25 protein-coding genes and 1 other annotated feature are annotated in these 24,761 nt (G+C 71.1%); of the genes, 8 read left to right on the top strand and 17 right to left on the bottom strand.

What is annotated here, in order from left to right; genetic code table 11:
• The first annotated feature begins 54 nt into the window (after positions 1-54).
• Entirely contained in the window at positions 55-321 is a 267-nt protein-coding gene (locus O7597_RS23685; RefSeq protein ID WP_281580765.1) for a hypothetical protein, read from the top strand.
• Between the two features lie 470 nt (positions 322-791).
• Complete coding sequence (locus tag O7597_RS23680) at positions 792-1,841, top strand: methyltransferase domain-containing protein (protein ID WP_348650768.1); 1,050 nt, start codon at positions 792-794, stop codon at positions 1,839-1,841.
• Between the two features lie 166 nt (positions 1,842-2,007).
• Here the strand turns inward: O7597_RS23680 and O7597_RS23675 are convergent, their stop codons facing one another.
• From O7597_RS23675 to O7597_RS23650, 6 genes are all read right to left on the bottom strand, one after another.
• Positions 2,008-2,934, bottom strand: a complete 927-nt coding sequence (locus O7597_RS23675) for an IS3 family transposase (RefSeq protein WP_281580763.1) — start codon at positions 2,932-2,934, stop codon at positions 2,008-2,010.
• Positions 2,863-2,976, bottom strand: a sequence feature (AL1L pseudoknot). Its footprint overlaps the gene before it by 72 nt.
• Complete coding sequence (locus O7597_RS23670) at positions 2,931-3,242, bottom strand: transposase (protein ID WP_269742286.1); 312 nt, start codon at positions 3,240-3,242, stop codon at positions 2,931-2,933. Its footprint overlaps the feature before it by 46 nt. The genes O7597_RS23675 and O7597_RS23670 overlap by 4 nt, the downstream gene beginning before the upstream one ends.
• A gap of 50 nt (positions 3,243-3,292) precedes the next feature.
• Positions 3,293-3,847 (bottom strand): hypothetical protein, encoded by a 555-nt coding sequence (locus tag O7597_RS23665; protein WP_281580762.1) that lies wholly within the window; start codon positions 3,845-3,847, stop codon positions 3,293-3,295.
• A gap of 37 nt (positions 3,848-3,884) precedes the next feature.
• The gene (locus O7597_RS23660) at positions 3,885-5,222 is read right to left on the bottom strand and encodes a hypothetical protein (RefSeq protein ID WP_281580761.1); all 1,338 of its coding nucleotides are present in this window, start codon (positions 5,220-5,222) and stop codon (positions 3,885-3,887) included.
• A 1-nt stretch (position 5,223) separates the two neighbouring features.
• Positions 5,224-5,760 carry a type VII secretion system-associated protein gene (locus O7597_RS23655; protein ID WP_281580760.1) on the bottom strand — a complete coding sequence of 179 codons (537 nt, stop codon included), beginning with the start codon at positions 5,758-5,760 and terminating at the stop codon, positions 5,224-5,226.
• Positions 5,760-7,388 carry a hypothetical protein gene (locus O7597_RS23650; RefSeq protein WP_281580759.1) on the bottom strand — a complete coding sequence of 543 codons (1,629 nt, stop codon included), beginning with the start codon at positions 7,386-7,388 and terminating at the stop codon, positions 5,760-5,762. Before O7597_RS23650 ends, O7597_RS23655 begins: the two co-directional genes overlap by 1 nt.
• A 431-nt stretch (positions 7,389-7,819) precedes the next feature.
• Here O7597_RS23650 and O7597_RS23645 point away from each other — a divergent pair, with 431 nt between their 5' ends.
• Both O7597_RS23645 and O7597_RS23640 read left to right on the top strand, forming a co-directional pair.
• Positions 7,820-8,119 carry a hypothetical protein gene (locus O7597_RS23645; protein WP_281580758.1) on the top strand — a complete coding sequence of 100 codons (300 nt, stop codon included), beginning with the start codon at positions 7,820-7,822 and terminating at the stop codon, positions 8,117-8,119.
• Positions 8,120-8,139: 20 nt separating this feature from the next.
• On the top strand, positions 8,140-8,778 hold the full coding sequence (locus O7597_RS23640) for a hypothetical protein (protein WP_281580757.1): 639 nt from the start codon (positions 8,140-8,142) through the stop codon (positions 8,776-8,778).
• Between the two features lie 177 nt (positions 8,779-8,955).
• Here O7597_RS23640 and O7597_RS23635 read toward each other — a convergent pair whose 3' ends face one another.
• Together O7597_RS23635 and O7597_RS23630 are read right to left on the bottom strand one after the other, a co-directional pair.
• Positions 8,956-13,332, bottom strand: coding sequence for an FtsK/SpoIIIE domain-containing protein (locus tag O7597_RS23635; protein ID WP_281580756.1), 4,377 nt, complete (start codon positions 13,330-13,332; stop codon positions 8,956-8,958).
• Positions 13,333-13,423: 91 nt separating this feature from the next.
• The gene (locus O7597_RS23630; protein ID WP_281580755.1) at positions 13,424-13,720 is read right to left on the bottom strand and encodes a WXG100 family type VII secretion target; all 297 of its coding nucleotides are present in this window, start codon (positions 13,718-13,720) and stop codon (positions 13,424-13,426) included.
• 235 nt (positions 13,721-13,955) lie between these two features.
• Here O7597_RS23630 and O7597_RS23625 point away from each other — a divergent pair, with 235 nt between their 5' ends.
• Positions 13,956-14,660 carry a hypothetical protein gene (locus O7597_RS23625; protein WP_281580754.1) on the top strand — a complete coding sequence of 235 codons (705 nt, stop codon included), beginning with the start codon at positions 13,956-13,958 and terminating at the stop codon, positions 14,658-14,660.
• Between the two features lie 16 nt (positions 14,661-14,676).
• The gene (locus tag O7597_RS23620) at positions 14,677-15,117 is read left to right on the top strand and encodes a DUF4333 domain-containing protein (RefSeq protein WP_281580753.1); all 441 of its coding nucleotides are present in this window, start codon (positions 14,677-14,679) and stop codon (positions 15,115-15,117) included.
• A gap of 22 nt (positions 15,118-15,139) precedes the next feature.
• Here the strand turns inward: O7597_RS23620 and O7597_RS23615 are convergent, their stop codons facing one another.
• Positions 15,140-16,129 carry a DUF1996 domain-containing protein gene (locus tag O7597_RS23615; RefSeq protein WP_281580752.1) on the bottom strand — a complete coding sequence of 330 codons (990 nt, stop codon included), beginning with the start codon at positions 16,127-16,129 and terminating at the stop codon, positions 15,140-15,142.
• A gap of 412 nt (positions 16,130-16,541) precedes the next feature.
• On the opposite strand from O7597_RS23615, the gene O7597_RS23605 reads away from it, so the two are divergent.
• The gene (locus tag O7597_RS23605; RefSeq protein ID WP_281580751.1) at positions 16,542-16,694 is read left to right on the top strand and encodes a hypothetical protein; all 153 of its coding nucleotides are present in this window, start codon (positions 16,542-16,544) and stop codon (positions 16,692-16,694) included.
• A gap of 4 nt (positions 16,695-16,698) precedes the next feature.
• Here O7597_RS23605 and O7597_RS23600 read toward each other — a convergent pair whose 3' ends face one another.
• From O7597_RS23600 to O7597_RS23570, 7 genes are all read right to left on the bottom strand, one after another.
• Positions 16,699-17,439 (bottom strand): alpha/beta hydrolase, encoded by a 741-nt coding sequence (locus tag O7597_RS23600; protein ID WP_281580750.1) that lies wholly within the window; start codon positions 17,437-17,439, stop codon positions 16,699-16,701.
• Positions 17,440-17,486: 47 nt separating this feature from the next.
• Positions 17,487-19,712: an ATP-binding protein gene (locus O7597_RS23595; protein WP_281580749.1), complete on the bottom strand. Its 2,226-nt coding sequence runs from the start codon at positions 19,710-19,712 to the stop codon at positions 17,487-17,489.
• A gap of 211 nt (positions 19,713-19,923) precedes the next feature.
• Complete coding sequence (locus O7597_RS23590) at positions 19,924-21,144, bottom strand: M20 family metallopeptidase (protein WP_281580748.1); 1,221 nt, start codon at positions 21,142-21,144, stop codon at positions 19,924-19,926.
• A gap of 38 nt (positions 21,145-21,182) precedes the next feature.
• Complete coding sequence (locus tag O7597_RS23585) at positions 21,183-21,863, bottom strand: TRIC cation channel family protein (protein WP_281580747.1); 681 nt, start codon at positions 21,861-21,863, stop codon at positions 21,183-21,185.
• 72 nt (positions 21,864-21,935) lie between these two features.
• A complete protein-coding gene (locus O7597_RS23580; protein WP_281580746.1) occupies positions 21,936-22,679 on the bottom strand; it encodes an alpha/beta hydrolase in 744 nt (247 codons plus the stop codon).
• Positions 22,680-22,754: 75 nt separating this feature from the next.
• Entirely contained in the window at positions 22,755-22,883 is a 129-nt protein-coding gene (locus O7597_RS23575; protein ID WP_281580745.1) for a hypothetical protein, read from the bottom strand.
• Positions 22,884-23,107: 224 nt separating this feature from the next.
• Positions 23,108-23,401 (bottom strand): hypothetical protein, encoded by a 294-nt coding sequence (locus tag O7597_RS23570; RefSeq protein WP_281580744.1) that lies wholly within the window; start codon positions 23,399-23,401, stop codon positions 23,108-23,110.
• A gap of 86 nt (positions 23,402-23,487) precedes the next feature.
• Here O7597_RS23570 and O7597_RS23565 point away from each other — a divergent pair, with 86 nt between their 5' ends.
• The gene (locus O7597_RS23565) at positions 23,488-24,030 is read left to right on the top strand and encodes a MarR family transcriptional regulator (RefSeq protein WP_281580743.1); all 543 of its coding nucleotides are present in this window, start codon (positions 23,488-23,490) and stop codon (positions 24,028-24,030) included.
• A 14-nt stretch (positions 24,031-24,044) separates the two neighbouring features.
• Here O7597_RS23565 and O7597_RS23560 read toward each other — a convergent pair whose 3' ends face one another.
• Positions 24,045-24,695: an NAD(P)-binding domain-containing protein gene (locus tag O7597_RS23560; RefSeq protein ID WP_281580742.1), complete on the bottom strand. Its 651-nt coding sequence runs from the start codon at positions 24,693-24,695 to the stop codon at positions 24,045-24,047.
• Positions 24,696-24,761: the final 66 nt, after the last annotated feature.

Raw genomic sequence — 24,761 nt, 5'->3', positions numbered from 1 at the left:
ACCAGCGCATAAGCGCTACATGCCGCTGCCGTACTAAGCTGGGAGACTCGCCTTATGAAGCCACCGCTGTGCCTCGTCTGCGGATCAACCGACCGAGCAACACAATTCACCGTGGTGCACTTCGCCGACAACGACCAGGAAAAGGCCGCATTCGCCAGACGCGAAGCCGCACACTGGGTAGGCCACCCGGAAAACGCCTACTGGTTCTGCGCCGAACACCTCCACTTCGGCACCGAACGCCAGTCCATGCACTGGCGCGACGCCGTCGACGACATCATCGCCGTCACCGACCGATACCCCCGCCGACCACCCGGACCGTAACCACCACCACCGCCCTCGAACACTCCGACACCACCGGCAGCCCCGGATGCCGGAACCGTGCGTCACGCGCACCCAGCTCCGCCGTCGGCGCCAGTCCGACGACCACACGAGTCGTACCGAACCGGTGGTCCGTTCCGGTGCGGACCGGTGACACTGGCGGCGGCCAAATCAACGCTCGCAGCAGCACCGTCTGCAAGGAGGAGGCATCACCCAGGTCATGTCCACGCCGACGGCGTATCCGACGTTGACCCACCAGTCCGGAGGCGGCCTCCATGCTTGCGTGTTCGACTTTCGAAGCAGCTCGGGCCGCCGCTAACGTCGTCCCCGACGATGACGACGTCTGGGCGATGAGCTGATCCGCCGCTACTGCGCCGCCCATGGCGTGGGCGCAGGCCGCGGCCGGCGTATGACGCCTCCTGCTGTGCTCGACCTCGTCAACGCCCCGCCGGACGGAATGGGGGTGCAGGACCGTGAACGTCGCAGCCGTATTCCGCGCCGTGCCCGAGCTCTACTACGTCCACAACGAGGACCGTGGTGAGACTCTGCACCGCTCCGCAGCCGAGTCGATCCACCGTGAGGTGATCGCCCTCGACGTCGTTGAAGGCGCTCGCGTGCTGGAGATCGGCACCGGAACCGGATACTCCGGCGCGCTACTGGCCGCCTTGGCCGGAGCGTCCGGTCGAGTAACCAGTATCGACATCAGCGAGAACCTCATCAGCTGGGCCGACCGGCTACATCGCCAACGCGGGCTGACCACCATCACCTGCCACGCCGTCGACGGTATGGCCGGCTACCCGCCGCACGCCCCCTACCAGCGGATGGTGGCGTGGTGCACACCGCCGCGGCTACCACGCGCGTGGGTGGACCAACTGACCACCGACGGCCGGATCGTGACCTGCCTACCCATCGCCGCGCAGCCATCCACCACCCTGATCACGACCATCAGCCTGACCACAGGACAACCACGCGTCGACACGATGACCTTCGGCGGCTACGCCCAAAGCACCACCAGCGCCGTCGAAGACGCGCTGACCATCCCCGGCCGTTGGGTCGACCACATCCACTACCAACCGGAACCCGCGTGGATCTCCATAGGCTGGCGCGACCGCGACGACCACCAGCACACCGGCGCTCGAGCAGCACTGCGTCTGCTACTGAATCCCCGGCACACCGAGACCTACGCCGGATCACCGCTGGACTGGCTGTCGTGGACGGCCTACTCGGTCGTCGCCGCCGGCAACCATCGCAGCGTCGCCGCTCTCCACGACGGCATACGCGGCATCGGCCACACCACCGCCTCCTCAGCGGCCATGATCCTGACCAACTCCACCATCATCGCTGACAGCCCACGCTCCCCATCCCTGGCAGAGCTGCGGAGCTGGCTCGACCAGTGGGAACACGCCGGCCGGCCCGCCGCGACCTGGTACAGGCCCACGCTCACACCGAACGACGACGAAGACCTCCCCGGCTGGGATCTCACTATCGATCCCGGAACTCCGCCGACTGCTGAACGCCGCTGACACCGCCCGCCCCACACCACCACGGATAACCGTCAGTAATGGCCTGGCCCGCTCCCACTCAGATCAGGTCGACGCGTTCCTGGACGATCGGATAGCCAGCACTCGCGAACATGGCGACCATCGGGAGATTGGTCTGTGAGGTTCCCCCGATAACGCGGAGGGCGTTTTAGCAGGCTAGAGCCTGTTCGTGGGTGGTGTTCACGGGGTTCGGTGTATCGATGTTCTTTGTGTACCAGGCGGCTTCGTACTCGTCGGGTGACAGCCAGCCGAGGTCCTTCTGGATGCGTTCGCGGTTGTACCACCCGTCGATGTAGGCGAAGATCGCGTTCTCCGCTTCGTCTCGGGTACGCCACGAGGTGCGGTAGACCAGTTCGATTTTCAGGGTGCTGAAGAAGTTTTCCATCAGGGCGTTGTCGTAGGAGTCCCCGACGGAGCCCATCGAGGGCAGGATCCCGTTGTCTGCCAGGCGTTCGGAGAATTTGATCGCGGTGTAGGTCGATCCGCGGTCGCTGTGATGGATCAACTGACCGTCACGCACGTCGCGTGACCAGATCCCGTACTCGAGGGCGCCGAGGACGAGGTCGGTGTTGCACCGGTCGGAGGTTTTCCAGCCCACGATCCGGTTGGAGAACGCGTCGCGGACCGCGGCCAGCCAGAGCACACCATCACCGCAGGTGATTCGGGTCGCGTCGGCCACCCACAGCCGGTTCGGGGCGTCGGTGGTGAAGTTCCGGTTGACCAGGTCCGGTGCCGGATCGGCCTTCGGGTTCTGCTTCGTGGACCCGCCCCGCCAGCCCTTACGCAGGAAGGCTCCTTGCCGGTCGTGTTCACGCATCAGCCGCTCGATGCGCTTGCGGCCCACGCGGATGCCCCGGCGGGCGAGGGTGGCATGCACGCGCGGGCTGCCATACGTCTGCCCGGACCGGTCGTGGATGTCGACGATCTCCGACAGCAGCCCGCGGTCTTCGACCTCCCGCGGGCCGGGAGTGGCCTCGCGGGCCAGCCACCCGTAGTAGGTCGACGGGGCGATGTTCAGGACCCGGAGGACGGGCTCGACCCCGAAGCGGTCGCGCAGCTCGCTCACGAGCGTCATGACCGTCGCCGGGTCGGGTCGAGTTCCGATGCGAAAAAAGCGGACGCGGCCTTGAGGATCTCATTGGCTCGGCGCAGCTCAGCGACCTCCTTGCGGAGCCGGCGCAGTTCCTCGGCCTCGGCGGTGGTGGGCTGGTCGAAGCGCTCACCGTGATCAGCCTGGTCCTGGCGGATCCAGTTACGCAGCGCCTCGGGATGCACACCGAGTTGCTCGGCCAAGCGCTTGATCACCGGTTTGGGGTCGGACTCCCGGTAGAGCCGCACCGCACGCTGGCGCAACTCGTCCGGGTACTTACGAGGGGCGGGCACAGAAAACCTCCTGGTCAGGGCCTATCAGACCATGATCGAAAGTCTCCGAGCTATCGGGGGAACCTCAGAGCGACCACGAACCACTGCCCGTCGGCGCCCTGCCCGGCGGTCTGACCGGGCACCCGGTCGTCCACGAAGCGGTAGATCGGCCACCCGCCCACGGTGACCTGCTGGGTGCCGTCGGCGCGAGCCACCGCGCCGAGCCGGGCGGGGTCGAGATCCTTGAACCTGACCCTGTCGTTCACCAACACCGGCAGCCATGCGGCCAGACACTGACCGAAGCAATCGGACCGCGACGGCGCGGCGCTGTCCCCGTCGAAGCGGTAGAGCGTGAAACCCTGCCCGTCGAGCACCACCGGGCCGAGTTCGGGGTGGTCGCCAAGTTGGACCGACGCCGGCCAGTACCCCCCTTCCGGGCTGCGCTGCCCCAGGTCGCTGGCCGGGTTGGCGGCGCCCGGCAGCGGCGGGGCACCGGCCGAGGTGGTGGCGGCGTCGGCGGCGGGCAATGCCACCGGGTCGCCCACCGTGGTGGTGCACCCGCTGACGAGCAGCGCCGCGCCCAGCGTCAGGGCGCCGAGCAGTCGAGGGGGAACAGGTGCCGTCATCGCCACATTAATCCTTTGCTGGGTTCGGGCAGAAGGGTCAACCACCGAGGACCGGGATGAGCCGACCGCGCGCAGTGGGACGGTCCAGGTGCAGGCCGAGCACCCCGACGTCGAGCGCGCCGGCGGCGTCGATCTCGAACCGCCAGACGGTGTTTGGCACGTCGCCTACGACCACCACGGCCGCCGTGCCGTCGGAGGCCGCCGCCACCGCTGCGAGCCGCTCCACCTCGTCGGGCGGTAGCCCGGTGGTGACCACGACAAGATGGTCGCGGAGCACTGTGGACCGGTGGGCGTCCCCCCCGTTCTCGTCGGGCGGGGTGAGCGCCGTCCGCACGTCGACGGCGACCCGAACCCGCTCCGGGATCGGCCAAAGTGGGGGTGGTGGGCCGACGACGCTGATCGCCATCGACGTCGAGGCGTGGCGACTGATCTCGTCCAGGAAGGCACCGGCCAGGCGCTGCGCCGCCGCTGCATCCCCGGTGAGAGCCACGATGCCGGGCGCGCGTCCCAGGTTGACGACCGTCAGCTCACCGCCGACGGTGCCGACGGTGGCGAGCAGCGGCAACCCGCCGCCGACGCCGGTGCCGTCCTGCTCGACCTCCCAGCTCGACACCTCCCAGATCGCACCCTGCTGCCGCGTCCGCCACGGGGACGGGGCGTCCGGCAGTGCCGGCGCCAGTCGCAGCGACACCCGGTCCGCGCCGACCATTGCCGCGTACACCTGGGGTTGTGACGCCTGCGCGGCGAGCTGCCGCAGGGCACGATCCAACATCTGGCGTGAGCCCGGTGCCGGTCGCGCCGGCTCGACCGGGCGACGGTGCCGGACCAGCCGGATCAGCACCGGTACGACGATCGCCAGCAGCACCGCGCCGACGCCGAGCAATGTCGCCGTGACCGGTCGGAGCCCGAGCACCCGCGGCTGGCTGTCGTCGGCCGGGGGCGCCGCCGCCGGTGCCTCCGGCCCCGGTCCTCCGGCCGGCGGAGCCCCTGGCTGCTGACCCGGGTTCGGCAGGGCCGACGGTGGCGGACCGACGCGGATCTCCCCGGAGGTTGCGCCCTCGGGCAGGACGAAGACCCAGCCGGCACGGATCGGCTGCGCCGGATCAGTCAGCGTGCGGCCGTCCGGTTGGGTACGCCCCTTGTTCAGCTCGAAGATCTCCGGCCAGCGCCGGCTGTCGCCGAGCACCCGGTCGGCGACGCCCGGCAGCGTCAGCTCACTCTCCGCGCCAGGTTGGCCGGGCACCACCCAGTACGGCACCGGCGGCTCGACGGCGTCGGCCCGGCCGGGAGCCGACAGGACCAGAGCGGCCACCATGGCCAGCACCACTCCCGTGCCGGTCTTCCGGCGTCCGGCGTACGCCCTGGTCACGGACATCTCACTCGGCTCCGTTCGCGTCGACCGACTCGCGCAGGGCGTCCGCAAGCAAGCGCATCGACCGTGGGCCGCCCGGGTTAACCAGCACGTCGAGGCCGTCCGGGAGCAGCCGCACCAGCTCGGCCAGATCGACCTGCCGCCACTGTGGCGCGTCGACCCGCGACTGGTCGAGAGCGCCGGAGGCGACCACCACACAGGCCACCCCGTCCGGGGCGGTCGCCACGGCCACGTCGCCCGTCTCGTCGAGCGCGACCATGACCAGGCTGTCGCGCAACGTCCGCAGCACCAGGCCGACGTCGGCCCGGTCGGTGGCGACCAGCTTCACCGCCGCGTCCACCGCGCTGGTCGGTGAGTCGGGGTTACGCGGCTGGTACAGCGGGTTGCTCTCGAACCGCCCGATGGTTCCGTCGTCCTCGACCAGCCAGCCGCCGACGATCGTCTCCACCGCAGGGGCCTGCGTCGGCTCCTCGTCGGGTTCGTCGCTGTCCAGCAGCAGCATCCAGTCGCGCCGCACGTCCGTCTCGTCGGACTCGTTCATCAGGCCCTTCCCCTCGGCGTCGGAGTGATCCTTCGAAATTCGCCCTTGCCGTCGTTCGTGTCGTTCGTGCTCTCGACGGCCAGGGTCGCGATGGTCTCACCAGGTCTGGTGAACAGGCCGTCGAGATCCTGGCCCTGGGTCGCGTGCACGGTGTTGTTCGCCGCGAAGATCGGTCGCTTGTTGCCGAGGTCGCGCATGACGTCCGCGAACTGCTGGCCGGCGTCGCCCGCTGTGTTGGCGAAGTTGCAGGAGATCATGGCGATCGCGGCCCTCGGGTTGGCCTCCGCGAGCGCTCTGAAGTTGGGATCGTCGTTGAGGATTTTGGCCATGCTGGCACCCGGGACGCTGACCACCTTGCCGTTCGAGAGGGTCACGGCGGCACTGTCCGGGCTGCCGTGGGCGAAGATGAACATCGGGTCACTCTTCAGCCTGCTCCAGGGAGCCGCCAGGAACTCGTTGCCAGCGAGGGTGGGATCCTTGCCGGGCAGTTGTCGGATAATCTTCAGACCCTCGACGTCCATCGAGCCGCCCAGGTTCTTACCCGCGGCGAGGTTGGCCTGCTGCGCTCCCCAGTCGGTGAAGTTCGCGACGTCAGTCGGCCTGCTGGGGAAGATGACCCCGATCTGCTTGCCGTTGCTGTCCTTCAGGGGGACCGACTGGACGTCGTCGATACTGAACGTCCTCAGGCGGCCCTTCTGGTCCATCCCGGCCACGAGCCGGGGGTCGTTGGCGCGCCTCTCATTGGAGATCCGGAGGTCGCGCGCGAAGCGCAGATCCTCGATCTTGTTGCCGATCGACGTGAACACGCCCTTGATGGTCTTGCCGAGGCCGAGCGTGGTGACGGTGGTGTCGATCCCCGCCCCCGGCGTGGGGGCCTTGCCCGCACTCCGGGCGCCACCCGGCGAGCCGCCGAGCCCCTTGATGCTGTTCCTGATCCCCTCCGAGACGGTACCGGGCAGTTTGTTGCCGACACTGCCGGCGACCTTGACGATGCGACTGACGAGCCGCCCACCCGGCACCAGACCGAGCACCAGACCTCCGGCGGCCAACCCGATCGCGGCGGGGTCGCCGGAGACCGCCGCCGCCGCGAGGTCGATCGCACCCGAGAGAAGGCCGATCGCCTGGCCGAGCGGCGGGAAGATGAACGAGGCGATCACCGACAGCGCGTCCAGGATCGCAGTGATCCACTGGACGACCGTGCTGCGGAGGAAGTCGATGAAGGCCTGAAACGCCTCGACGATCTTCTCCCACAGCGAGCGCTGCGGCGCGTCCTTTGCCAACCCCCGCAGCGTCTGCGCCGCCGTCCGGCCAGCCTGATCACGCAACGCCGTCGCCTGACCCAGCAACGCCTTCGCCTGGTCGAGCGCCTGCTGGGCGTCTGACGCGCGGCTCTGCGCGGCGGCGTCTTCGTCACTGGCCCTGTCCTTCGCGGCCTGGTCCGCCGCCGGGTCGGCACCCAGCGCGGTGACCGCCGCCTGCGCCAAGGCCAGGGCCGCCTGCGCCGCAACCTGGTCGCCGGATGCCTGCCGGGCCTGGTCGAGGGCCCGCAGCGACATCGCCTGCGCCTCCTCCAGCGACGGCAGGTACCGCAGGTAGGCGTCAGCCGCCGTCGCGTAGGAGTTGGCCATCCGATCCAGCCGTCCGGGCAGCTTGCCGATCAGGTCACGGAACGCCTCCATCGCCTTGCCCTGACCCAGTTGGACCTGACCGCCGGAGGCGAGCAGGTCGTGCGCCTCCCGGGTAGTCCTGGAAAGCTCCTGGTAGGCCCGAGTGATCTCGTCGAAGGACTCCGGATCACCGGGTACCGGGTCGGAGTCCAGTTGCAACACCGACCACTCGGCGTCTCCCGGACGCGTCATGACCAACCTCCCCATCGCACCGACCGCTCCCCGCTCCGGCCAACGCCGAGAGCCGACTCGCACACGTAGCCGGCGCGCGATCGGTTCAGCGGGACTGAACCGATCCGATCGGCCGTCCGTGTATGGCGCGGAGTCATTGGCCGGACCGGGAGGAGAGCGGGGATGGGCAAGCGGGGCAGGCTCGACGCCGGGGTGGCGGCATGAGCGTGATCGACGTACCCGGCGCGGAACTGGAGCGGGTGCACGACCTGTTGCAGCGCACCAAGGAGCTGATGGACAGCTCATCGATCAGGTCGATGGGTCCGGTCGTCGACACGCTGGGGCAGCGCGAGTTGGAAGCCGCCGCACGCGAGTTCGAGAAGCGGTGGGGTGACGGACGGTACGTCGTGGCCAAGGACCTCGAAGGGGTCCGCGACGCGGCGAAGGCGGTGGCCGACGCGTTCCGGGAGACCGACGACCAGACGGCAGCCTCGCTCGAGTCGGACGGAGCGACGAGTTGACCGGCGGAGGAGGTACTGCGATGGCGGTCCCGACCGGATTCGAGCTGCGGACGCCGCAGGACTGGGTCGACTTCTCGGTCGCCGACGAGGCGAGCGAGAACCGCGTCGCGGACGAGGTGTGGACCCGGGCCCGCGAGGGCGGATTCACCGAGGAGCAGGCAGGGCAGTACGCCGAGCAGCTCCGCCGGTCGGTGCGGCAGGCCCGCACCGCTGGTGCGGTGCACGCCGCCGGCACGTTCCAGGTGTACGAGAACGGCGCGCTCATCGCCACGGTGCTGGTCTCGGTGGTCACCCCGCCCGCCACGGGCGACATCATCGGGGCGTTGACCGCGGTGGCGCAGCCCGCCCACGCCGACGGCACCTGGCGTCGGGTGAGCACCACCCAGATTCCCGCAATCGGCACCGTCGGCCGGGTGCACGGCATCCAGAACGTCACCCAGGACGGCGCCACCATGCGCTGCGCGGTGATGCACACCGTCGTGCCACTGCCCGGAACCGTGAACGTGCTGGTGGTCACCGGTTCGAGCCCGAATCTCGCCGAGGCGGAGGAGATCTTCGAGCTCTTCGCCACGATAACCGCGACCCTGAGCTTCACGTATCAGGAGGAGGCTGCCGCGCCCACGCCGCCGGCCGCCTCCTCGGGGGAGGTCGGCGGTTAGGGGGTAGCTGCCGACCGACGTTGGGGGGACACCTGGGGGGGTGTCCCCCCAACGTCGTTTCGGTACCCGGGCTGACGTCGGTGGGGTGTCACCCGTACCGGCCGGCCCCGGACACGGTCGAGTCCGGCCACCGAACGGGAGCCCGACCCGGTCGTCCTGGTGGCGTCCTGGTGGCGTCTACCCGCCGCCACCGACCCCGGCCAGCAGCTCCCGCAGGGCGGCCGGCTCGGTCCGGGGCACCTGCACCAGGTGCAGCCGGCCGTCCCCGAAGTGGGCGTGCACCCGACCCGGCCGACCTCCGCCGAGCTGGCTGCGGGAAAGCTTCACGCCGATCAGCTCACCGTCGCCGAGGCCCTGCGGGCTGAGCAACGCGCCCTGCCGGTTGCGGCGGGCGTCGACGTGCCAGCCGCCGAAGCCGCCGGAGAGACCGTCGATCGAACCACCCATGATCAACCCGAGGCCCTGCTCCGCCCCGACCCGGGCGATCTCGCCGAGGTCGCTGCCGGCGTCGCACTTGAGCAGTTGCTCGGCGTCGTCCAGCACGACCACGGCCGGTCCGGTACGCCGGTCGAGGGCCGCCGCGAGCCCGGCGGAGGTGAAGTTCTCGCTCGTCACCAGGTCGAGAACCCCGGGCACCCCGACCAGCTCCCGCAGCGGGGATCGGCGCGGCGCCGCGATCACCACGGGCGTCCCCCGCTCCAGCAGACCGGCGACCATCGTCAGCAGGGTCGTGCTCCGCCCGGACCGGGGCGGTCCGGCCAGGATGAAGGAGGGGGTGGTAGCGAGGTCCGGGCCGATGGCCGAGAGTTCGTCCCCGCCGACCCCCAGCATCGTCCAGAGCGGACCGCTCGGCCGGGGCAAGGTGCTCGCCTGTGCCAGGGTCAGCTCATCGGGCAGCACGTCGATCCGGAACGGGCGGCCGGCGACGTCGATGTCGGCGTCCCGCAACCGCGCCGCCTCGGCGATGGCGGCGAGCGCGCGGGCCTGGCCCTGTCCGGAGCTGTCGTCGGTGAGGAGGGCGATCTGCGCCTCCGTGCCGTCGACCGCTCGGATCGCCCGGCCGGTGCCGATCTCGTCGGGCAGCTGGCGGTAGTTGATGTCGACCAGGCTGTAGTCGCTGCGTTCGGTCAGACGGAGCACCAATTTGTCGTCGGTCGTCGACGAGATCCGGGTGGTGAACATGCTCCGGTCGCCGGCCATCACCACGTGGATCCCGGCCCCGGCGCCCTCGCGCAGCAGGGTGAGCAGAGCCGCCATGACGCTGCCGTTGTCGTAGTCGGCGAACGTCTTGTCGAAGACCTCGAACCGGTCGAGCAGCACCAGGATGTGCGGCGGGCGGTCGGCCTCGGCCGCCCCGGCCCGGTACTCCACCAGCCCGGCCGAGCCGGTGGAGGCGAGCACCTGCTGGCGGCGTCCCAGCTCCGCGACGAGGCGGGTGAACAGGCGGCCGAGCCGTTCGGCCTCGGTCCGCTGCACCACCGCGCCGCAGTGCGGCAGTTCGGTGAGAGCGAGCAGAGCCCCGTTGCCGCAGTCGACGCCGTAGAGGTGCACGTCGCGGGTGGAGTGGACGCGGGCGACGGTGCCGGCGATCGTCCGCAACGCCTGGGACCGACCGCTGCGCGACGAGCCGATGACGTGCAGGTGCCCCAGCGTTCCCAGGTCCAGTTCCAACGGCGCCTGCTCCTGCTCGGCCGGCAGGTCGACCAGGCCGTACGCCACCGAGGGCAGGTGGTAGCCGCTGCCGCGCGGCGCGGGGAGCTCGGTCACGGTCAGCGTGTCCGGGATCGCCGGCAGCCACGGGCTGTGCGGCCGCTCGATGGCGAGCTGCTCGCTGGCGCCCTTGATCGCCTCCACCAGCACGGCGAGGTCGGTGAGTTCGGCCGACGGCGCGGCCTTGACCCCGGGTCGGCTGGGGCGGGGCCGACCCAGATCCTGCCAGGAGACGGGGGCGAGCCAGGGCGCCTGCCGGACCTCGGCGCGGGCGCCCGGGCGAAAACCGCCGACCCGCCCGGCCTGGAACGGCACGAGCGAGGACTGGGCGAGGCGGACGAAGGCGCGGCCCGGTGTCGACTTCAGGATGGAGGCGGCGTCCGGGGCGTTGAGCACGTCCTGGCTCTCGCTGGTGTCGGTCACCCGCAGGGCGATGCGCAGGTTGGTGTTCGCCCGGATCTCGGGTGACACCACCCCGCCCGGACGTTGGGTGGCCAGCACCAGGTGGATGCCGAGCGACCGGCCCCGCTGTGCGATGTTCACCAGACCGGTCACGAAGTCCGGCAGGTCGCGGATCATCGACGCGAACTCGTCGATGACAATCAACAGTCGGGGCATCGACGTCCGGGTCGGCTCGCGACGTAACAGGTCGACGTAGTCGTCGATGTCCTTCGCCCCCGCCTCGGCGAGGATGTGCTCGCGCCGCTTCAGCTCGGCGGTGAGCGAGGTCAGCGCCCGGCTCACCAGGTGGGTGTCGAGGTCGGTGACCATGCCGACGGTGTGCGGCAGCAGGACGCAGTCCTTGAACGCGCTGCCACCTTTGTAGTCCACCAGCACGAACGTCATCGCGTCCGGCCGGTTGGCGACGGCGAGGGAGGCGACCAGGGTCTGCAACAATTCCGACTTGCCGGAGCCGGTGGTGCCGGCGACCAGTGCGTGCGGTCCGTCGCGCTTGAGGTCCAGAGCGAACGGCCCGTCCAGCGAGACGCCGAGCACCGCCTCGGTGGTCCGGCCTCCGGTGGCCCACCGGGCGGCCACCGCGTCGGGCTCGGGCGGTTCCATGCCGAGCACGTCGAGCAACCGACTGGCGTCGGGCAGGGCGGCGCCGTCGTCCGCGCCTCCGGTGTCGCGCAACGGCGCGAGGGCGCGGGCCACCGTACGTAGCCACTGCGTCGAGAGCAGGTCCGGATGCACCGCCGGGATCGGCGCGGCGAGTGTCCGGGTCACCAGCAGCGACCCGTCGGCCTGCTCGGCGACGACGGCCTGGCACTCCTCCGGCAGCAGCTTCTCCTCGGCGTCGACACAGATCGCGTACACCCCGACCGCGGGCCCCTCCCGCAGGATCTGCGTCACACCGGGCAGCGAGCGCAGCCGGCGGGCCCCGTCGAGCACCACGAGGATGTCGCGGAACGCCCCGTCGGTCCGCTCGGCGGAACGGGCCGCGATCACGGCACTCAATTCGGCCACGCGGCGGGCCATGGTCTGGGTGTCGGTACCGACGGTGGCGAGGGTGTCCTGGCCGTCGCGCGGCGCCGCGTGCGGCAGCCAGCCGACCCACGACCAGCCCTCCTCGTCGCCGGCACCGGCGAGCAGATAGATCTGGAGGTCCTCGGGGCTGTGCAGGGTGGCGGCCTGGGCGACCATCCAGCGGGCCGTGACCCGGGCGACGGCGGCACCGGCGATGCCGAGCACCCCGTGTTTGCGCACCGGCACGGTCGCCGGCACGTCCAGAGCGCTCCACCGGACCTCCCGGCGGTGCTCGTCCTGGCTCGGATCCCGCAGCACCACCTCGGACGGCAGGTCGGCGCTGCCGGCGCGCAGTTCGAGGAAGTCGGGGTCGGTGCGGCGTCGTTCCCAGAGGCGGCGCTCCGGTCCGACAGCTATCAGCCGTACGGCGGCGGGGTCGGGGAAGTTGTCCCGTCGGGCCAGCCGCTCGGCGGTCAGGGCCGCCCGCGCCTCGGCGCTGATCCGCGCCTTCTTCGCCTCATAATCGGCGAGCCGGGTCCGGTAGCTGGCCTTTCCCTGGCGTCGGGCGCTGATCTGACCGGCGATCAGCGCCACGGGCGACAGAATGGCGAAGAGCAGGGTCAACGGGTTGCCGGTGATGAGGTACGCGGCTCCGGAGACCACCAGCGGGGCCAGTACGGTGATCAGCACGAACGGTCGCCGTTCCGGCGGTGACGGCGGCGAGGGAAGGGTGAACTGGGTCGGGCGGACCTCCGGCAGCAGCCGTGGCGGACGGTTGTAGTCCAGCCCGGTGCGGTCCTCGGAGACCTGTAGCGCCGCTTCGGCCGGGACCGGGATGCGCAGTTCCAGCAGGGACGAGCCGACCGCGAGTTGTCCGCCGGGGGCCCACGCCTGTTCTCCTTCCAGTTCGACCCGATCGAGCAGGAGATCGGGCTGTTCCGGCCGTAACCGGCAGGTGCCGTCCGGGAGGACCCGGACCGAGGCCATCACGGGGGCGAGCGAGGGGTCGGTGAGGCGGACCCGGCTGACGCTTCCGGTACCGATGGTGTGCTCACCGAGGTCGAGCTGGTACGTGGCACCGGCGTCGGTGCCGCTGACGACCCGCACCTGCACCAGTCCCGGCGGCGGTGCCGGCGGCTCCGACACCGGGCGGTCCAGGCCGAGCACCGTGCCCTGGCGCAACGGGGATTCGGCGAGGGTGAGACGTGGATCCAGTGGCGCCCCGGCGACGAAGATCACCGGTGGTGTGTCGGTGGGCTCTGGCCGACGCGCCGCGAGCGCCTCGGCGAGTTCCCCCACGGTGTTCTCGGGGGCCGCCTCGACCTGGTATTCGATGACGGCGGTGGACGGATCCGCAACGGTGAGTTGCAGGCGCACGAGGGTCTCCTGGTCGGGTGGTCCGTCGGGAAAGACGGTCGGGGCCGCGTGGTGATTCGCTCACCACGCGGCCCCGGGCCGGTCCGGTCGTTCAGCGGCCGAGGCTGGCCCCGGTCTGGTTGTCCGTCTCGGAGAAGGCGTCGCTGACCTGCGAGAGGTACTGGCTGATGCCCTCCATGCCGTTGAGGGTCTGGTCGACGCTGCCCTTGTACTCGTCGAAGTACGGGCCGAACTTCTGCTGGGCGGCCGGCGTGTTGTAGCCACCCTGGATCAGGGTGTCGATCTTGCTCTTGGCCTGGTTCATCCCGTCCAGCAGCGTCTGCATGTTCTGCTTCAGCCAGGTCGCGGACTCCTGCATGTCCTCGCTGACGATGTGGTAGGTGGCCACGTTCCGCTCCTTCGAGTCGTCGGTCCTGCTGGCTCCGGGGGGCGACCTCTCCTGGGTCGCCTTCCGCCGTCGCCGCCACCCACACGGACGGTCGCCGCGAACGGTTCAGCGCAGATTCGACGTCGTGACGGGCACCTCCGACAACGTGCCGGTGAACCAGTTCGTCGACCGGGCCGTGTGGATGCCGGACCACGCGGATGGGCGCGGTCCTCCCCGACCACGAGGTGGAGCAGAGATGCTTGTGCACAGTCGGGTCGCGCTGAGCGCGATCGCACTGGCCAGCCTGGCGGCCCTGGCCGCATGCGGCAACGAGGTGACCGGGCCGGCCGCGCCCGCCACGGCGGCCGCCCCGACGGTGGCCCCCACGGCCGCGCAGCCGACGCCGAGTCCGACGGCCGACGCCGGCACCCCGCCGGAGGTGATCGAGGAGCCGGCGACGCCGGTGGCCGCGCCGACGGTGGCGAACACCCAGGGTCGCGTCCGGATCTACAGCGGCCCGTCCGACGTCGAGCTGACGCCCGCGCCGGACACCGGGCGGGGCAGCACCGTCATCCAGCTCAACGGGACCGCGTCCACCGCGATCGGCACCTACGTCGCCGACGGGCAGGGCCGGGCGCTGTACCGGTTCGACAAGGACCGGGCCAAGCCGTCGAAGTCGAACTGCAACGGCGACTGCGCCGCCATGTGGCCCCCGCTGCTCGTCAAGTCGCCGGGGCAGATCTACCCGAGCGGGATCAACCCGAAGCTCGTCGGGTACGTGGAGCGGGCCGACGGCACCTGCCAGGTGACCATCGACGGCTGGCCGGTCTACCTGTTCGCCAAGGACACCGCGCCGGGCGCCCTCAACGGTCAGGGCGTCGGCGGCACCTGGTTCGCGATCAGCCCGACCGGCGAGCGCACCCGGCCGCTGGGCGGCACGTCCACCACGGCCGCCGGCTGACCCCGAGGAGACGACGATGACCACGCCGTACGCGGGAGCCGACGGCTCCCCGACTCCCGCCCCCCGGTGGACGCCGGCACCACCGGCGCAGTGGGGGCCCGACTCCACCGGATCGCAACCGCCGGTCGAGCGTCGGCGGCGCTTCTCCCGCAGGCTCCTGATCGCCATCGTCGCCCCGGTGGTGGCCGTGGTGGCGCTGGTGACGGTGCTCGGACTGGTCTGGCCCGGGTTCTTCGTCACGAAGGTGTTCGACACGGCGCGGGTGCAGCAGGGGGTGCTGTCGGTGCTGCGCGACGACTACCAGCTCGACGCGGACCTGGTGGCCTGCCCGCCGGGCCAGTCGGTGACGGTGGGCAGCCGCTTCTCCTGCTCTGCGCAGGTCGGAGGGGTGCCGAAAGTGGTGACCGTGACGGTCGTCTCCTCCGACGGCCGGTTCGAGGTTGGTCGTCCGCAGTGAGCTGCCCGGCCCGGCGTCCGGATCAGTCCCGGCAGGCCCGTCCACTGTTCAGACAGTCGACGACAGTGGCCATCAGCGGCCGCGGCATCAGGTTGACGAAGAACGCGTGATCGGTCAGCGGGCTGTTGCGTTGGCCGTCGAAGGCGTCGATCTGCAACGCGGCAGCCGGCGGGATGTCGTACCCGAGGGTCAACCGCAGTCGCGGCACCGGAAAGGTGTTGCGCGGGCACGAGCCGTCCGGGGACGGGAAGGCCAGGTGCGCGCGGTGGGTCTTGCTGTCCGCCCGCCGGCCGTCCCAACAGCTCGGGAAGTCGTACACCCGCTGCACCTGCTCGCCGGCCGGGCAGCGAGGGTACGCCGTGGTGCGCCGATCCGTGGTGCCTGAGCAGGTCCAGGTCGCCGCCACGTTCCGGCCGCCGTTGGTGACGGCCACGGCGTCCCCGACCGTACCGGCGAGCAGCGGCGGCATCGGGACGACGTTTCCCCGAGGGTTGCCGAAGTAGGTGAGCCGCACCTCGACCGGCACCTGGATCTGGCCGTCGTGGCCGGTGTGGTCGCTGGTGGCGGCGGGGCCGAGGGTGCGCAGCACCGGCCAGAAGTACGTCGACAGGTCGCCGTTGCGGCAGGTCGTGCGCGCGCCAGCGAGGGTCTGCGGCGTCGAGTCGACGGCGGTGGAGACGTTACCGACGTAGTCGTGCACGTGGTGCGGCTGCCCGGGGGAGCCGGGTGCCATCACGATGTTGGCGGTGTTGCGGTGACCGTTCTCGTTACGGCCGCAGTCCCAGGTGTAGGTGCCGGTCGCCGCGCCCGGCACAGCAGGGGCGGACGGTGCCGACGGGGCAAGGTTCATGTCGACCAGGTTCGTCGCCCTGGGCCGCTCGTCGCCGGCGTCGCTCTGCCACACCAGCGCGCCGGCGAGCACGACGAGCATCAGTTCCAGGGCCAGCGTGACCGAGAGGGTGCGCCGTCGCGCCGTCCCGTGGTGGCTCGCCGCTCGAACGTCCTGCGGCACGTCTCACACTCCCGTCGCCCACCAACGTGGGCTGTCGTCAGGTTTGGTCGGTCGTCTCGTCCGCCGCCGGGCTCGCCCGTGCAGTGCTCGACACGTTGTCGAGGGTTCGCCGGTCAGGTGAGGGCCAGAGCGGGTGGCCGTCCGGCGGCGGTTCGGGACCGGTGACGCCGAGCGCGGCGCGCAGCCGGCCCGACGACAGCTCCCCCGAGCAGCGCCGTGGTGTCCACCACCGGATCAGGCGCGGCGTTCACCCAGCAGCGCCCGTCGGGCAGGGCCGCCGTTCGACAGTCGCTGCGCTGTGCGGCGCTCGGGCACCACGAATCACTGTGGCCGGCGGCGAGAGGTGCGTCCATCCGTCGGAGCCCGCGTTCGGCAACGGCAATACCATCAGTGACCGCATACCTGGCACGACGTGGTGCAGCTGCGGCGGTTCAGCAGGGCCGGCCGGGTGTTACTCGAACACGCCACTGTGGGTGTTGATGGCCGGCTGACCGCCGAGTACCCCTCGGTACGGTCACGGTCGCACTTCGCGGTCCGGTCGCTGCGCGAGACGGTGCTCGACTGAGCGCTCACGAGTCGTCGTCGTTGCGATAGAGCAGCCGTGCGAGGTGGGCTGGGTGCTCCAGGTGCGGAAGGTGCCCCCCGGGCAGTACGGTGACGACCGCGGTCGGCAGGGCCGAGGTCAGCCACTCGACGTAGGGAGCGGGCGGCTGCGCGCCGGTCACCCACCGGTAGCCGATGCCCCGCTCACCGATCGCCCGCAGGTCCGCCGCACGATCGGCGGCGAGCTGCGCGTCCTTGTCGCGCAGCAGTTCGTCCCAGTAGCCCAGCAGCAGGTCGCGCTGGGGATCCGTGGCGGTCTCCGCGAGGTGGCGCGCCTCGCCGCGCAACGACTCGATTCCCATACCGGCCACCATGCGCTCCCAGACCGCGTGCCAGCCCGGGCCGCGCAGTTCCGGCTCCGCCGCACGCACGACGGCGCCGAATGTGCCGGGCAGCAGGAACTGGTCCAGGTTGACGACGGCGCTGGTGGGGTAGCGCGCGGCGTAGATGGTGGCGATCACCGCGCCCACCGAGTGACCCACCACTGTCGGCGGCCCGGCCAGGCCCGCCGCGGTGATCTGGCCGTGGATGACCTCGGCGACCTCGCCCAGGTGGTACGAGGCGCGGGGCCGCGCGTCACCGTGACCCGGCAGGTCCAGGGCGAGGACCGTGCGGTTCGGCTCCAGCACCGCGAGTTCGCGTTGCAGGGGCCGCCAGTGGCGTCGGTCGAAAGTGAGTCCGTGCAGCAGGACGATGGGAGACGACATACCCGGTGGGCGTAACCGGCCACTGAACGACCCGTACGTGGCCCGGGTCACACCTGCCAGCGTGCCGGACCACCGGCTGCTGGTTGGTAGCGGAAGTAACCTCCCGTGTGCATCGATGCCCGCAGGTGCGCCGCGACGATGGGAGCGACCGGCTCGAGCCTGGTGAGCACCATCCGCAGGGCGCGCGTCGCGTTGACCCGAGCCCGTTCCGCTTCGGCGCTCTGCATCCGGGCCCGACCGCTGAGACCGGTGGCACGGCGTAGCTCGGCCAGCAGGGCGCTGCGCTCGGCGGTGAACCTTACGGCGCGGTCGACGTCACCCGTACGGTCCGCCGTGTCCAACTGTTGCGCGAGGTCGTCGAGCCGCCTCCGGTACGCCGCCCGAGCGGCGGTGTCGAGCACCGGTTCGGGCGCGGGCGCCACCAGGCCGACGCCACCGGCGACAAGATCCAGTGCGGCGATCTCCTGACCGGGTGCGGCCAGCAGGGTACGCAGGAAGTGCATCCCGCGGACGTCACGGAGGCGGGCGTGCTCCGGGCCGGCCTCGATGACCCAGTCGTCGCCGTCGCGCCCCAGTTTCCACACGTCGGCACTCGGTTCGCGATGGGCTCCCGGCGGGCCGACCCCCGCTGGCACGGGTTCGCTCGGCGGGGGCGGTCCGACGGGCACCGGCAGGCCCAGCCCTTCGGCGATCGACGCCGCCTGCGTCCGGTCGCCACGAGCCACGAGGGTGGCCGCCAGCCACGGCAGGGCACCGAGCCGCTCCTCCTGGGCGACCGCTCGATCGAAGTGTGCGGACGCCTCGTCGCACCGGCCCAGCCGCGCGGCCAGACGCCCCAGATAGTCGTCGACCGGGCCGGCAATCGTGTTCGCCCCACCCCAGACCACCAGGCGGCCCGCGTACGGGAGCAGAGCATCGTAGAGGGCCTGCACGGCATCCGGTGCGGCACCGAACGAGGAGACGAAGGCCAGGTCGGCCACTGCGCCGAGCCAGCGGGGTCCCGCCCCGGCCAGCACCGACGGCAGCAGGCGGTCCACCTCCAGCAGCGCCTCGGTGACCTGACCCGACTCGGCCAACGCCCGGGCCGCGGTCACCTCGAAGAATTGCCCAGGCAGCCGCCGCGCGAGCGCGCGCAACGTCTGCACCTCGCCCGCCGCCTCGCCGCGCAACAGGGCCATCCGGCCGCGCAGCGACGCCGTCAGCCGGGCGGTGTCCGCCAGACCGACCCGACGTCCGGTCTCCTCCACCTCGGCGGCCAGCGCCTCAGCGAGCCCGAGCCGACCCCGGACCAGCGCCAACACGGCCTGCCGGGAGAGGGCAACGACCGCCGCCTCAGGATCGCTGTCCCGCTCCCCCGCCCGCCCGTACGCCACCAGGGCGGCTTCGGCGGCGTCGAGGTCGCCGAGTTCGGCGAGCGCGGTGAACCGCCAGAAGAGTCCACGCCGCTCAAGGACGGCGTCCCCGGCCCGACGGGACAGGTCGATGATCTCCGACGCCCTGGTCAGCCGTTCGTCGGCAGCGCCGGGATCCCACACCGCGTGCAGCCGCCCGTCCAGCACCTCGGCGAGCGTGCCCGGATCCCCGGAGTCCCGGGCGAGACGGACGGACTCGTTGACGAGTTCCCGTCGCCGGGTCGAGGCGGACGGATCGCCCAACATCTCCGCGGCCAGCCGCACCAGCACCCGAGCGCGGAGGGTCGGCGGTAGCGCGCGGGACGCGGCGTCCTCCAGCAGGCGGATCAGCCCCATATCGAGGTCGAGGAACTGACCTCTCGAGGGCGAGGTGAGGGCTGCCTCGACGACGGCGTCCTCCTCGGCCCCGGGCGGCACACTCGCCGCGAGGTCGAGAGCCGGACCGGGCCACCCGGCGGTGAGCAGCCAAATCGCGTGCACCACGCCCCTCGACGTGTCCGGCAGGAGGGCGGCCAGTTCGGCCTCGGTCAGCGGGGCGAGATAGAGGTGCTGGCCGGATTGCCTCGCCTCGACCGCGGTGGCCACGACCGCTGCGCCGCTGCGTACCAGCCGGTCGAGGTCCACGGTCGGCGCGGTCTGGTCGAGGTCGTCCAGGAGCACCAACTGGGGGCCAGTAGGATCGGCCATCGCCGTACGGTGCACCGGCAGGCCACGCTGCCGAGCGAGGTCCGCCGCCGCGTCGCCGAGCGTGGTCTTCCCCGACCCGGCAGGTCCCACCACGATCAGGCAACCGCCCACGCCAGCGACGGCGCGATCCAGGAGTCGTTGGACGGCGGCACGCTCACGACGACGTCCGATCATGAGTCGAGCGTAGGCGCTGCCCCCGAGCCCACCCCGTCAAGTCCCGTGCGCGCTACGCCACGCAGCCCCCGCGCAACGCGTTGATCAACGCCTGGGCCGGCCCGCCAGCGGGCACCACGTCACCCTGACCAGCCGGCGGGACGCACGCGCGATCGGCGACCGGCTACCGGGTGCAGTTGGGGCCTCATCCCATCCGTAGCAGCGTCGCCGGTCAGGACGCCGCCAGGCGGTCGAGTGCACGCCTGGCGAGTTCGGCGAGGACGAACGACGCGTCGGCGAGAACCGAGTCGTCGAAGACGGCGTACGGGCTGTGGTTGGTCGCGGCGGTCACCGGGTCGTCGGCGGCGCTCGCCCCCAGGTGCAGGTAGCAGCCCGGCACCTGGTTGAGCACCCGGGAGAAGTCCTCCGCGGCGGCGATCGGCGTGGCCATCGGCTTGAACCGGTCCGGGCCCAGCGCGTCCCGCACCACTGCCGCGGCGAACTCGTACTCGTCCGGGTCGTTGACGGTCACCGGGTAACCATCGGTGTAGGTGACCTCGGCTGTCGTCCCGGTCGCCATCGCTGCCGACTCGCACAAACTGGTGAGTTCGGCCCGGACCCGAGGGCGGTTCGCCTCCGAGAACGTGCGGATCGTGCCGGTCAGCTCGGCGCGTTCGGGAATGGTGTTCGCCCCGCTACCGGCGCGCACGGACGTGACGGTGACCACGACCGGGTCGAGTGCGTCGAACCGGCGGGTGAGCATCGGGGGGATGGACGTGATGATCTGCGCCGCCACCGGGATCGGGTCGTCGGCCAGGTGTGGCATCGACGCGTGGCCGCCCGCGCCGTGCACCGTCACGGTGAACGCGTCGACGCCACCCATGAGCGCCCCCGGCCGGCTGCGGAAGACGCCCCGGGCCGTCCCGTAGGAGCGCACGTGCAGGCCGTAGGCCGCCCGCACCCGGGAGCCGGCGGCGTCGAGCACGCCCTCGTCGATCATCCGGGCGGCGCCGTCCCACCCCTCCTCGCCGGGCTGGAACATGAAGACGACGTCGCCGGCCAGCAGGTCGCGGTGCTCGGCGAGGGTGTGGGCCGCGCCGACCAGGGCGGCGGTGTGCAGGTCGTGTCCGCACGCGTGCATCGCCCCGGGGGTGCGGCTGGCGTAGTCCAGGCCGGTCGCCTCGGTCTGCGGCAGCGCGTCCATGTCCGCGCGCAGTAGGACCGCCGGGCCGGGTCGTCCGCCACGCAGCACCGCGGTCACCGAGGTCAGGCCGGCACCGCGTGACACCTCCAGCCCCAGACCGTCGATCGACTCGATGACGGCCGCCTGGGTACGCGGCAGGTCGAGGCCCGTCTCCGGATACGCGTGCAGGTCCCGGCGCAGCCGGACCAGCTCCGGTTGAAGCCGGTGCGCGGTCTCGCGCAGGACGGTGACGTAATCGTGGGGTTCCACAGCGGATTGGCCTCCTGGTCGGTTCTCTGGTGGGGCGGTCACTCGGCGGGCGTCTTCACGGGCTGCGGGATCTTCGGACGTCGGGGACGTACCGCACGTTGCTCGGGGAAGGTCCAGCCGAAGCGGACTGCGGCCAGTCGGACGAATGTGGTCACGGCCACACACACCAGACCCGCGATCGGTGTCGGGGTACCGAGCGCGGTGAGCAGGATGAGCGACCCGGTACCGGTTCCGGCGGCGACGGCGTAGAAGGTGCCGACCTGCAGGAACGAGATCGGCAGGCTCAGGATGATGTCGCGCAGCATGCCGCCACCGATGGCTCCGATGACCCCGACGACCAGCGCGCCGGCCTCACCGACCCCGAGAGACAACGCCTTCGAGGCCGCGATCGCGCCGAACAGTCCCATGACGACCGCGTCCAGCACGGTGATGAGCCAGTCAGCCCGTGCCAGCACCGGTTGCAGCATCATGCCCAGGACCGCCGAGGTGCCGGCCACGAGCAGGTACCAGTTCTTCCAGATCACCACGGGTGGCTGGTTGAGCATGATGTCGCGGAGCAGGCTGCCGCCGAGCGACACCGCGAGTCCGATGACGATGACGCCGAGCAGGTCGATCCGGCGATGCTTCTCGCCCGCGGCGAACAGGGCACCCTGGAGGCCACCGAGCCCGGCGGCGAAGAGTTCGATCCACAGCGCCACCTGGAACGTCGTGCTGGACATGCGGGGTCACGCTCCGGGCGGCTGGGGCCGGCTCACGCGGCGCGCGAGCCGGCCCAGGTCGGGTGGTGGGCGTCAGCGGGCGTTGCCGGCGTTCTGCGCGGCGGTGACGATAACGTCGGCGACGGCGCCGGGCTGGGTCGTGAACAGGGCGTGGCTGGCCGACACGTTGGTGATCTTCGCGCCGATACGCTTGGCCATGTGCTGCAACATCGCCTGGTCGAACGCCCTGTCCTCGCTCGCGATGACCGCCCAGCTCGGCTTGTCGCGCCAAGCGGCGTTCTTCACCGGAGTCTCGAACGCCGCCATCTTGACAGGCGCCTGCGAATCACGGAGGAAAGCGGCGTCGGCGTCGCTGGTGTCCGCCGCGAACCCGGCCTTGAACGTGTCGGGGTTGAGGAAGCCGTACCCGTCCTCGGTGACGTCGATGACGAAGTCGGGTGTGGGGCCGAACCCCTCGTACTGCTGGGCGGTGGTTTCGCCCGCGTCCGGCGCCAGTGCCGACACGTAGACCAGGCCGGCCACGTTCGGGTGCACGCCCGCCTCGGTGATGACCGTGCCGGCCCAGGAGTGGCCGACGAGGATCGTCGGGCCGTCCTGCTTGTCGAGGACCCTCGTGGTCGCCGCGACGTCCTCCTCGAGTGAGGTGAGCGGGTTCTGCACGATTTTGACCCGGTAGCCCTGGGTTGTCAGCTTGTCGTACACGCCACGCCAGCCCGAACCGTCAGCGAACGCGCCGTGCACGATCACGACATTCTTGATCTCTCGACCGTTGGTGCTCATGAGGCTTCTTCCTTCCGTCGCCGCGTCGGCGACCACCTACTCCGTGGTGGCGGCGCAGAGCGCTTAACCGAGTGGACAGCGACTAAACGTGTCGGCGAGGTTGCGGCCGCGTCACCGGGCGGCGTGGAACTGACGGTTCAGGATGTCGGCCGTGGGGCGACCGACCAGGGTCGTCGGCGCCGCGCCGCTCCAGAGCGGCGGGAGTACGGCGACGCCCTGGTCGAAACGAAGCCCGGCCACGCCCTCGCGCCACCGGGGCTGTGTGCGACAGCACTACCGGGTCACCCCTTTCAGGCCGCGACGGCACGCCCCCGCAATCGGTCGTCCGGTTGCATCGCGACCAGACGAGGACAGCGGCGACGTGGCGGATGGTGGCTCTGATAGCGGATTACAGCGCCCGGTCCGGGCCAGCCGCATAACTCCCGTAACCCCATACCCCGACGACGGAGCGGCTGTCGGAAAGTTCAGCCACGACGGCCCTCAGCTGCGACGGTCGTGGCCTCGACGAGTCGCTTCAGCCTGTCCTGGAGCGTGGTCGTCGTCCGCGCGAAGCTGACCTGCCCGAGATCGCGGTACACCAGCGCCGGCTCCGGCCGGCGCCCCGACCAGTCGTCGCCGTCGATGTCGAGTAGTCGGTCTGCCAGTTCGTCGGCGGGATCGCCGAGGGAGGTGCTGGGTGGGGAGGCGATGTGCCCGCCGATGACCCGTAGGGCGATCCCGATCGGCAGTCCGCCGGAGGGTTGTGCCAGCCTGTGCACGGCCGGCGGGTGTCGCGATCACCGACAAGTCCAGCCGGGGCTGAAGTGCGATCGGTGGCTATCTCGGGTCGGCGTACGCTGGTGGCATGGGTGTGCGCGACGCGGATGCGGTCAGAACCTCCCCCACGGTGGGCATTCCGGGCTCCGACCTGGGCTGGCATCTCGGCGTCATCCTGCGCAGCTGGCACGAGCGGGTCGAGCAGGCCGTCGAGGGCGTGCCCCATGGGACGCGCGGCTATCAGATCCTCGCCGTCGTCGGGCACAACGATCCGCCCACCCAGAGCGGGCTCGCCAAGCATCTGCAGATTGACAAGACCGTCATGCCCTATGTGATCGACGCGCTCGAGGGAGTCGGCCTGGTGGAGCGGAGGACCGACCCGGCCGACCGGCGCGTCCGGCGGATCGCGATCACCCCGCGCGGCGCGGCGAAGCTGACGGAGTTGGAGGCCAGGGTCCGGGCGGCCGAGGACGCGGTGTTCGGCAACGTGCCGGCGCCGCTGCGCCGCATGTTCGTCGACAACGCCGCGCAACTCGCCGCCTCCCTGCATAACGATCAGCCCGCCCTGGACCCCTGCCTGGCCGTGATGGACGCGCTAGCCGACCCGGCGCTGGACTCCGCGCAGCGGTAACAGCCGCCGGCCGGCTACCGCGGCCGGACGCGCGCCGTGAGCGCCTCGGCGGTGAGGACGTCGCCGAAGATCGGCCCGCCTGGCTCCAGCACCCGCCCGAGGGGCAGGGTGCCGAGAATCACGGGGTCGAATCCCAGGTCGTCCACCAGTGCCGCCACCCGGCTCAGCGCGTCAGCGTCGTCGGAGGCCAGCGCGATAGCGACCCGGTCCGCGGCACCGCGCGGCTTGGGCCGCTCGTCGATGTCGTGGTAGCCGAGGTGGTTGAACCCCTTCACGAGGCGGGCCCCGGGTAACGCGTCCCGGAGATGCTCGCTGGAGGTCTCCTCCGCGTCGAGCCAATCGGCACGGGGCCCGTCGGTCTCGAGCCAGTGGTTGACGGCGTCGATGACGACCTTCCCCGCGAGCTGTGCGGCGGGCAGCTGCCGGTGGGAGCGCAGCGGGATGGCCAGGATCACGATATCGGCGATCTCGGCGACCTCGTGCGCCCAGCCGGTTTCGACGCCCGGGGTGAGGATTTCCGCAGTGAGCACGATCGCCTCGGGGTCACCGGAACCCGCCGCGAGGACGCGATAACCGGCGTTGCGGGCGAGTCGTGCGAGCACGGTGCCGACCTTGCCGAAACCGATGACGCCCACGATGGGGCGCTCCGCCTGGACGGGAATCATTCTGCTTCCTCCTACGCTATCGTTTGTCAGACATACTAATTGTGATGCAAACGAAGCGAGGTGGAC

Source organism: Verrucosispora sp. WMMC514, from assembly GCF_027497295.1.
Lineage (GTDB): Bacteria > Actinomycetota > Actinomycetes > Mycobacteriales > Micromonosporaceae > Micromonospora > Micromonospora palythoicola.
Note: the sequence above shows the minus strand (reverse complement) of the source record. Positions and strands in the feature narration are given on the sequence as shown.

Coding starts and splice junctions, on each gene's coding strand:
- O7597_RS23685 (WP_281580765.1), top strand. CDS start 55: ATGAAGCCACCGCTGTGCCTCGTCTGCGGATCAACCGACCGAGCAACA.
- O7597_RS23675 (WP_281580763.1), bottom strand. CDS start 2,934: ATGACGCTCGTGAGCGAGCTGCGCGACCGCTTCGGGGTCGAGCCCGTC.
- O7597_RS23665 (WP_281580762.1), bottom strand. CDS start 3,847: ATGACGGCACCTGTTCCCCCTCGACTGCTCGGCGCCCTGACGCTGGGC.
- O7597_RS23660 (WP_281580761.1), bottom strand. CDS start 5,222: ATGTCCGTGACCAGGGCGTACGCCGGACGCCGGAAGACCGGCACGGGA.
- O7597_RS23655 (WP_281580760.1), bottom strand. CDS start 5,760: ATGAACGAGTCCGACGAGACGGACGTGCGGCGCGACTGGATGCTGCTG.
- O7597_RS23650 (WP_281580759.1), bottom strand. CDS start 7,388: ATGGCCAACTCCTACGCGACGGCGGCTGACGCCTACCTGCGGTACCTG.
- O7597_RS23645 (WP_281580758.1), top strand. CDS start 7,820: ATGAGCGTGATCGACGTACCCGGCGCGGAACTGGAGCGGGTGCACGAC.
- O7597_RS23640 (WP_281580757.1), top strand. CDS start 8,140: ATGGCGGTCCCGACCGGATTCGAGCTGCGGACGCCGCAGGACTGGGTC.
- O7597_RS23625 (WP_281580754.1), top strand. CDS start 13,956: ATGCTTGTGCACAGTCGGGTCGCGCTGAGCGCGATCGCACTGGCCAGC.
- O7597_RS23620 (WP_281580753.1), top strand. CDS start 14,677: ATGACCACGCCGTACGCGGGAGCCGACGGCTCCCCGACTCCCGCCCCC.
- O7597_RS23600 (WP_281580750.1), bottom strand. CDS start 17,439: ATGTCGTCTCCCATCGTCCTGCTGCACGGACTCACTTTCGACCGACGC.
- O7597_RS23595 (WP_281580749.1), bottom strand. CDS start 19,712: ATGATCGGACGTCGTCGTGAGCGTGCCGCCGTCCAACGACTCCTGGAT.
- O7597_RS23585 (WP_281580747.1), bottom strand. CDS start 21,863: ATGTCCAGCACGACGTTCCAGGTGGCGCTGTGGATCGAACTCTTCGCC.
- O7597_RS23565 (WP_281580743.1), top strand. CDS start 23,488: ATGGGTGTGCGCGACGCGGATGCGGTCAGAACCTCCCCCACGGTGGGC.
- O7597_RS23560 (WP_281580742.1), bottom strand. CDS start 24,695: ATGATTCCCGTCCAGGCGGAGCGCCCCATCGTGGGCGTCATCGGTTTC.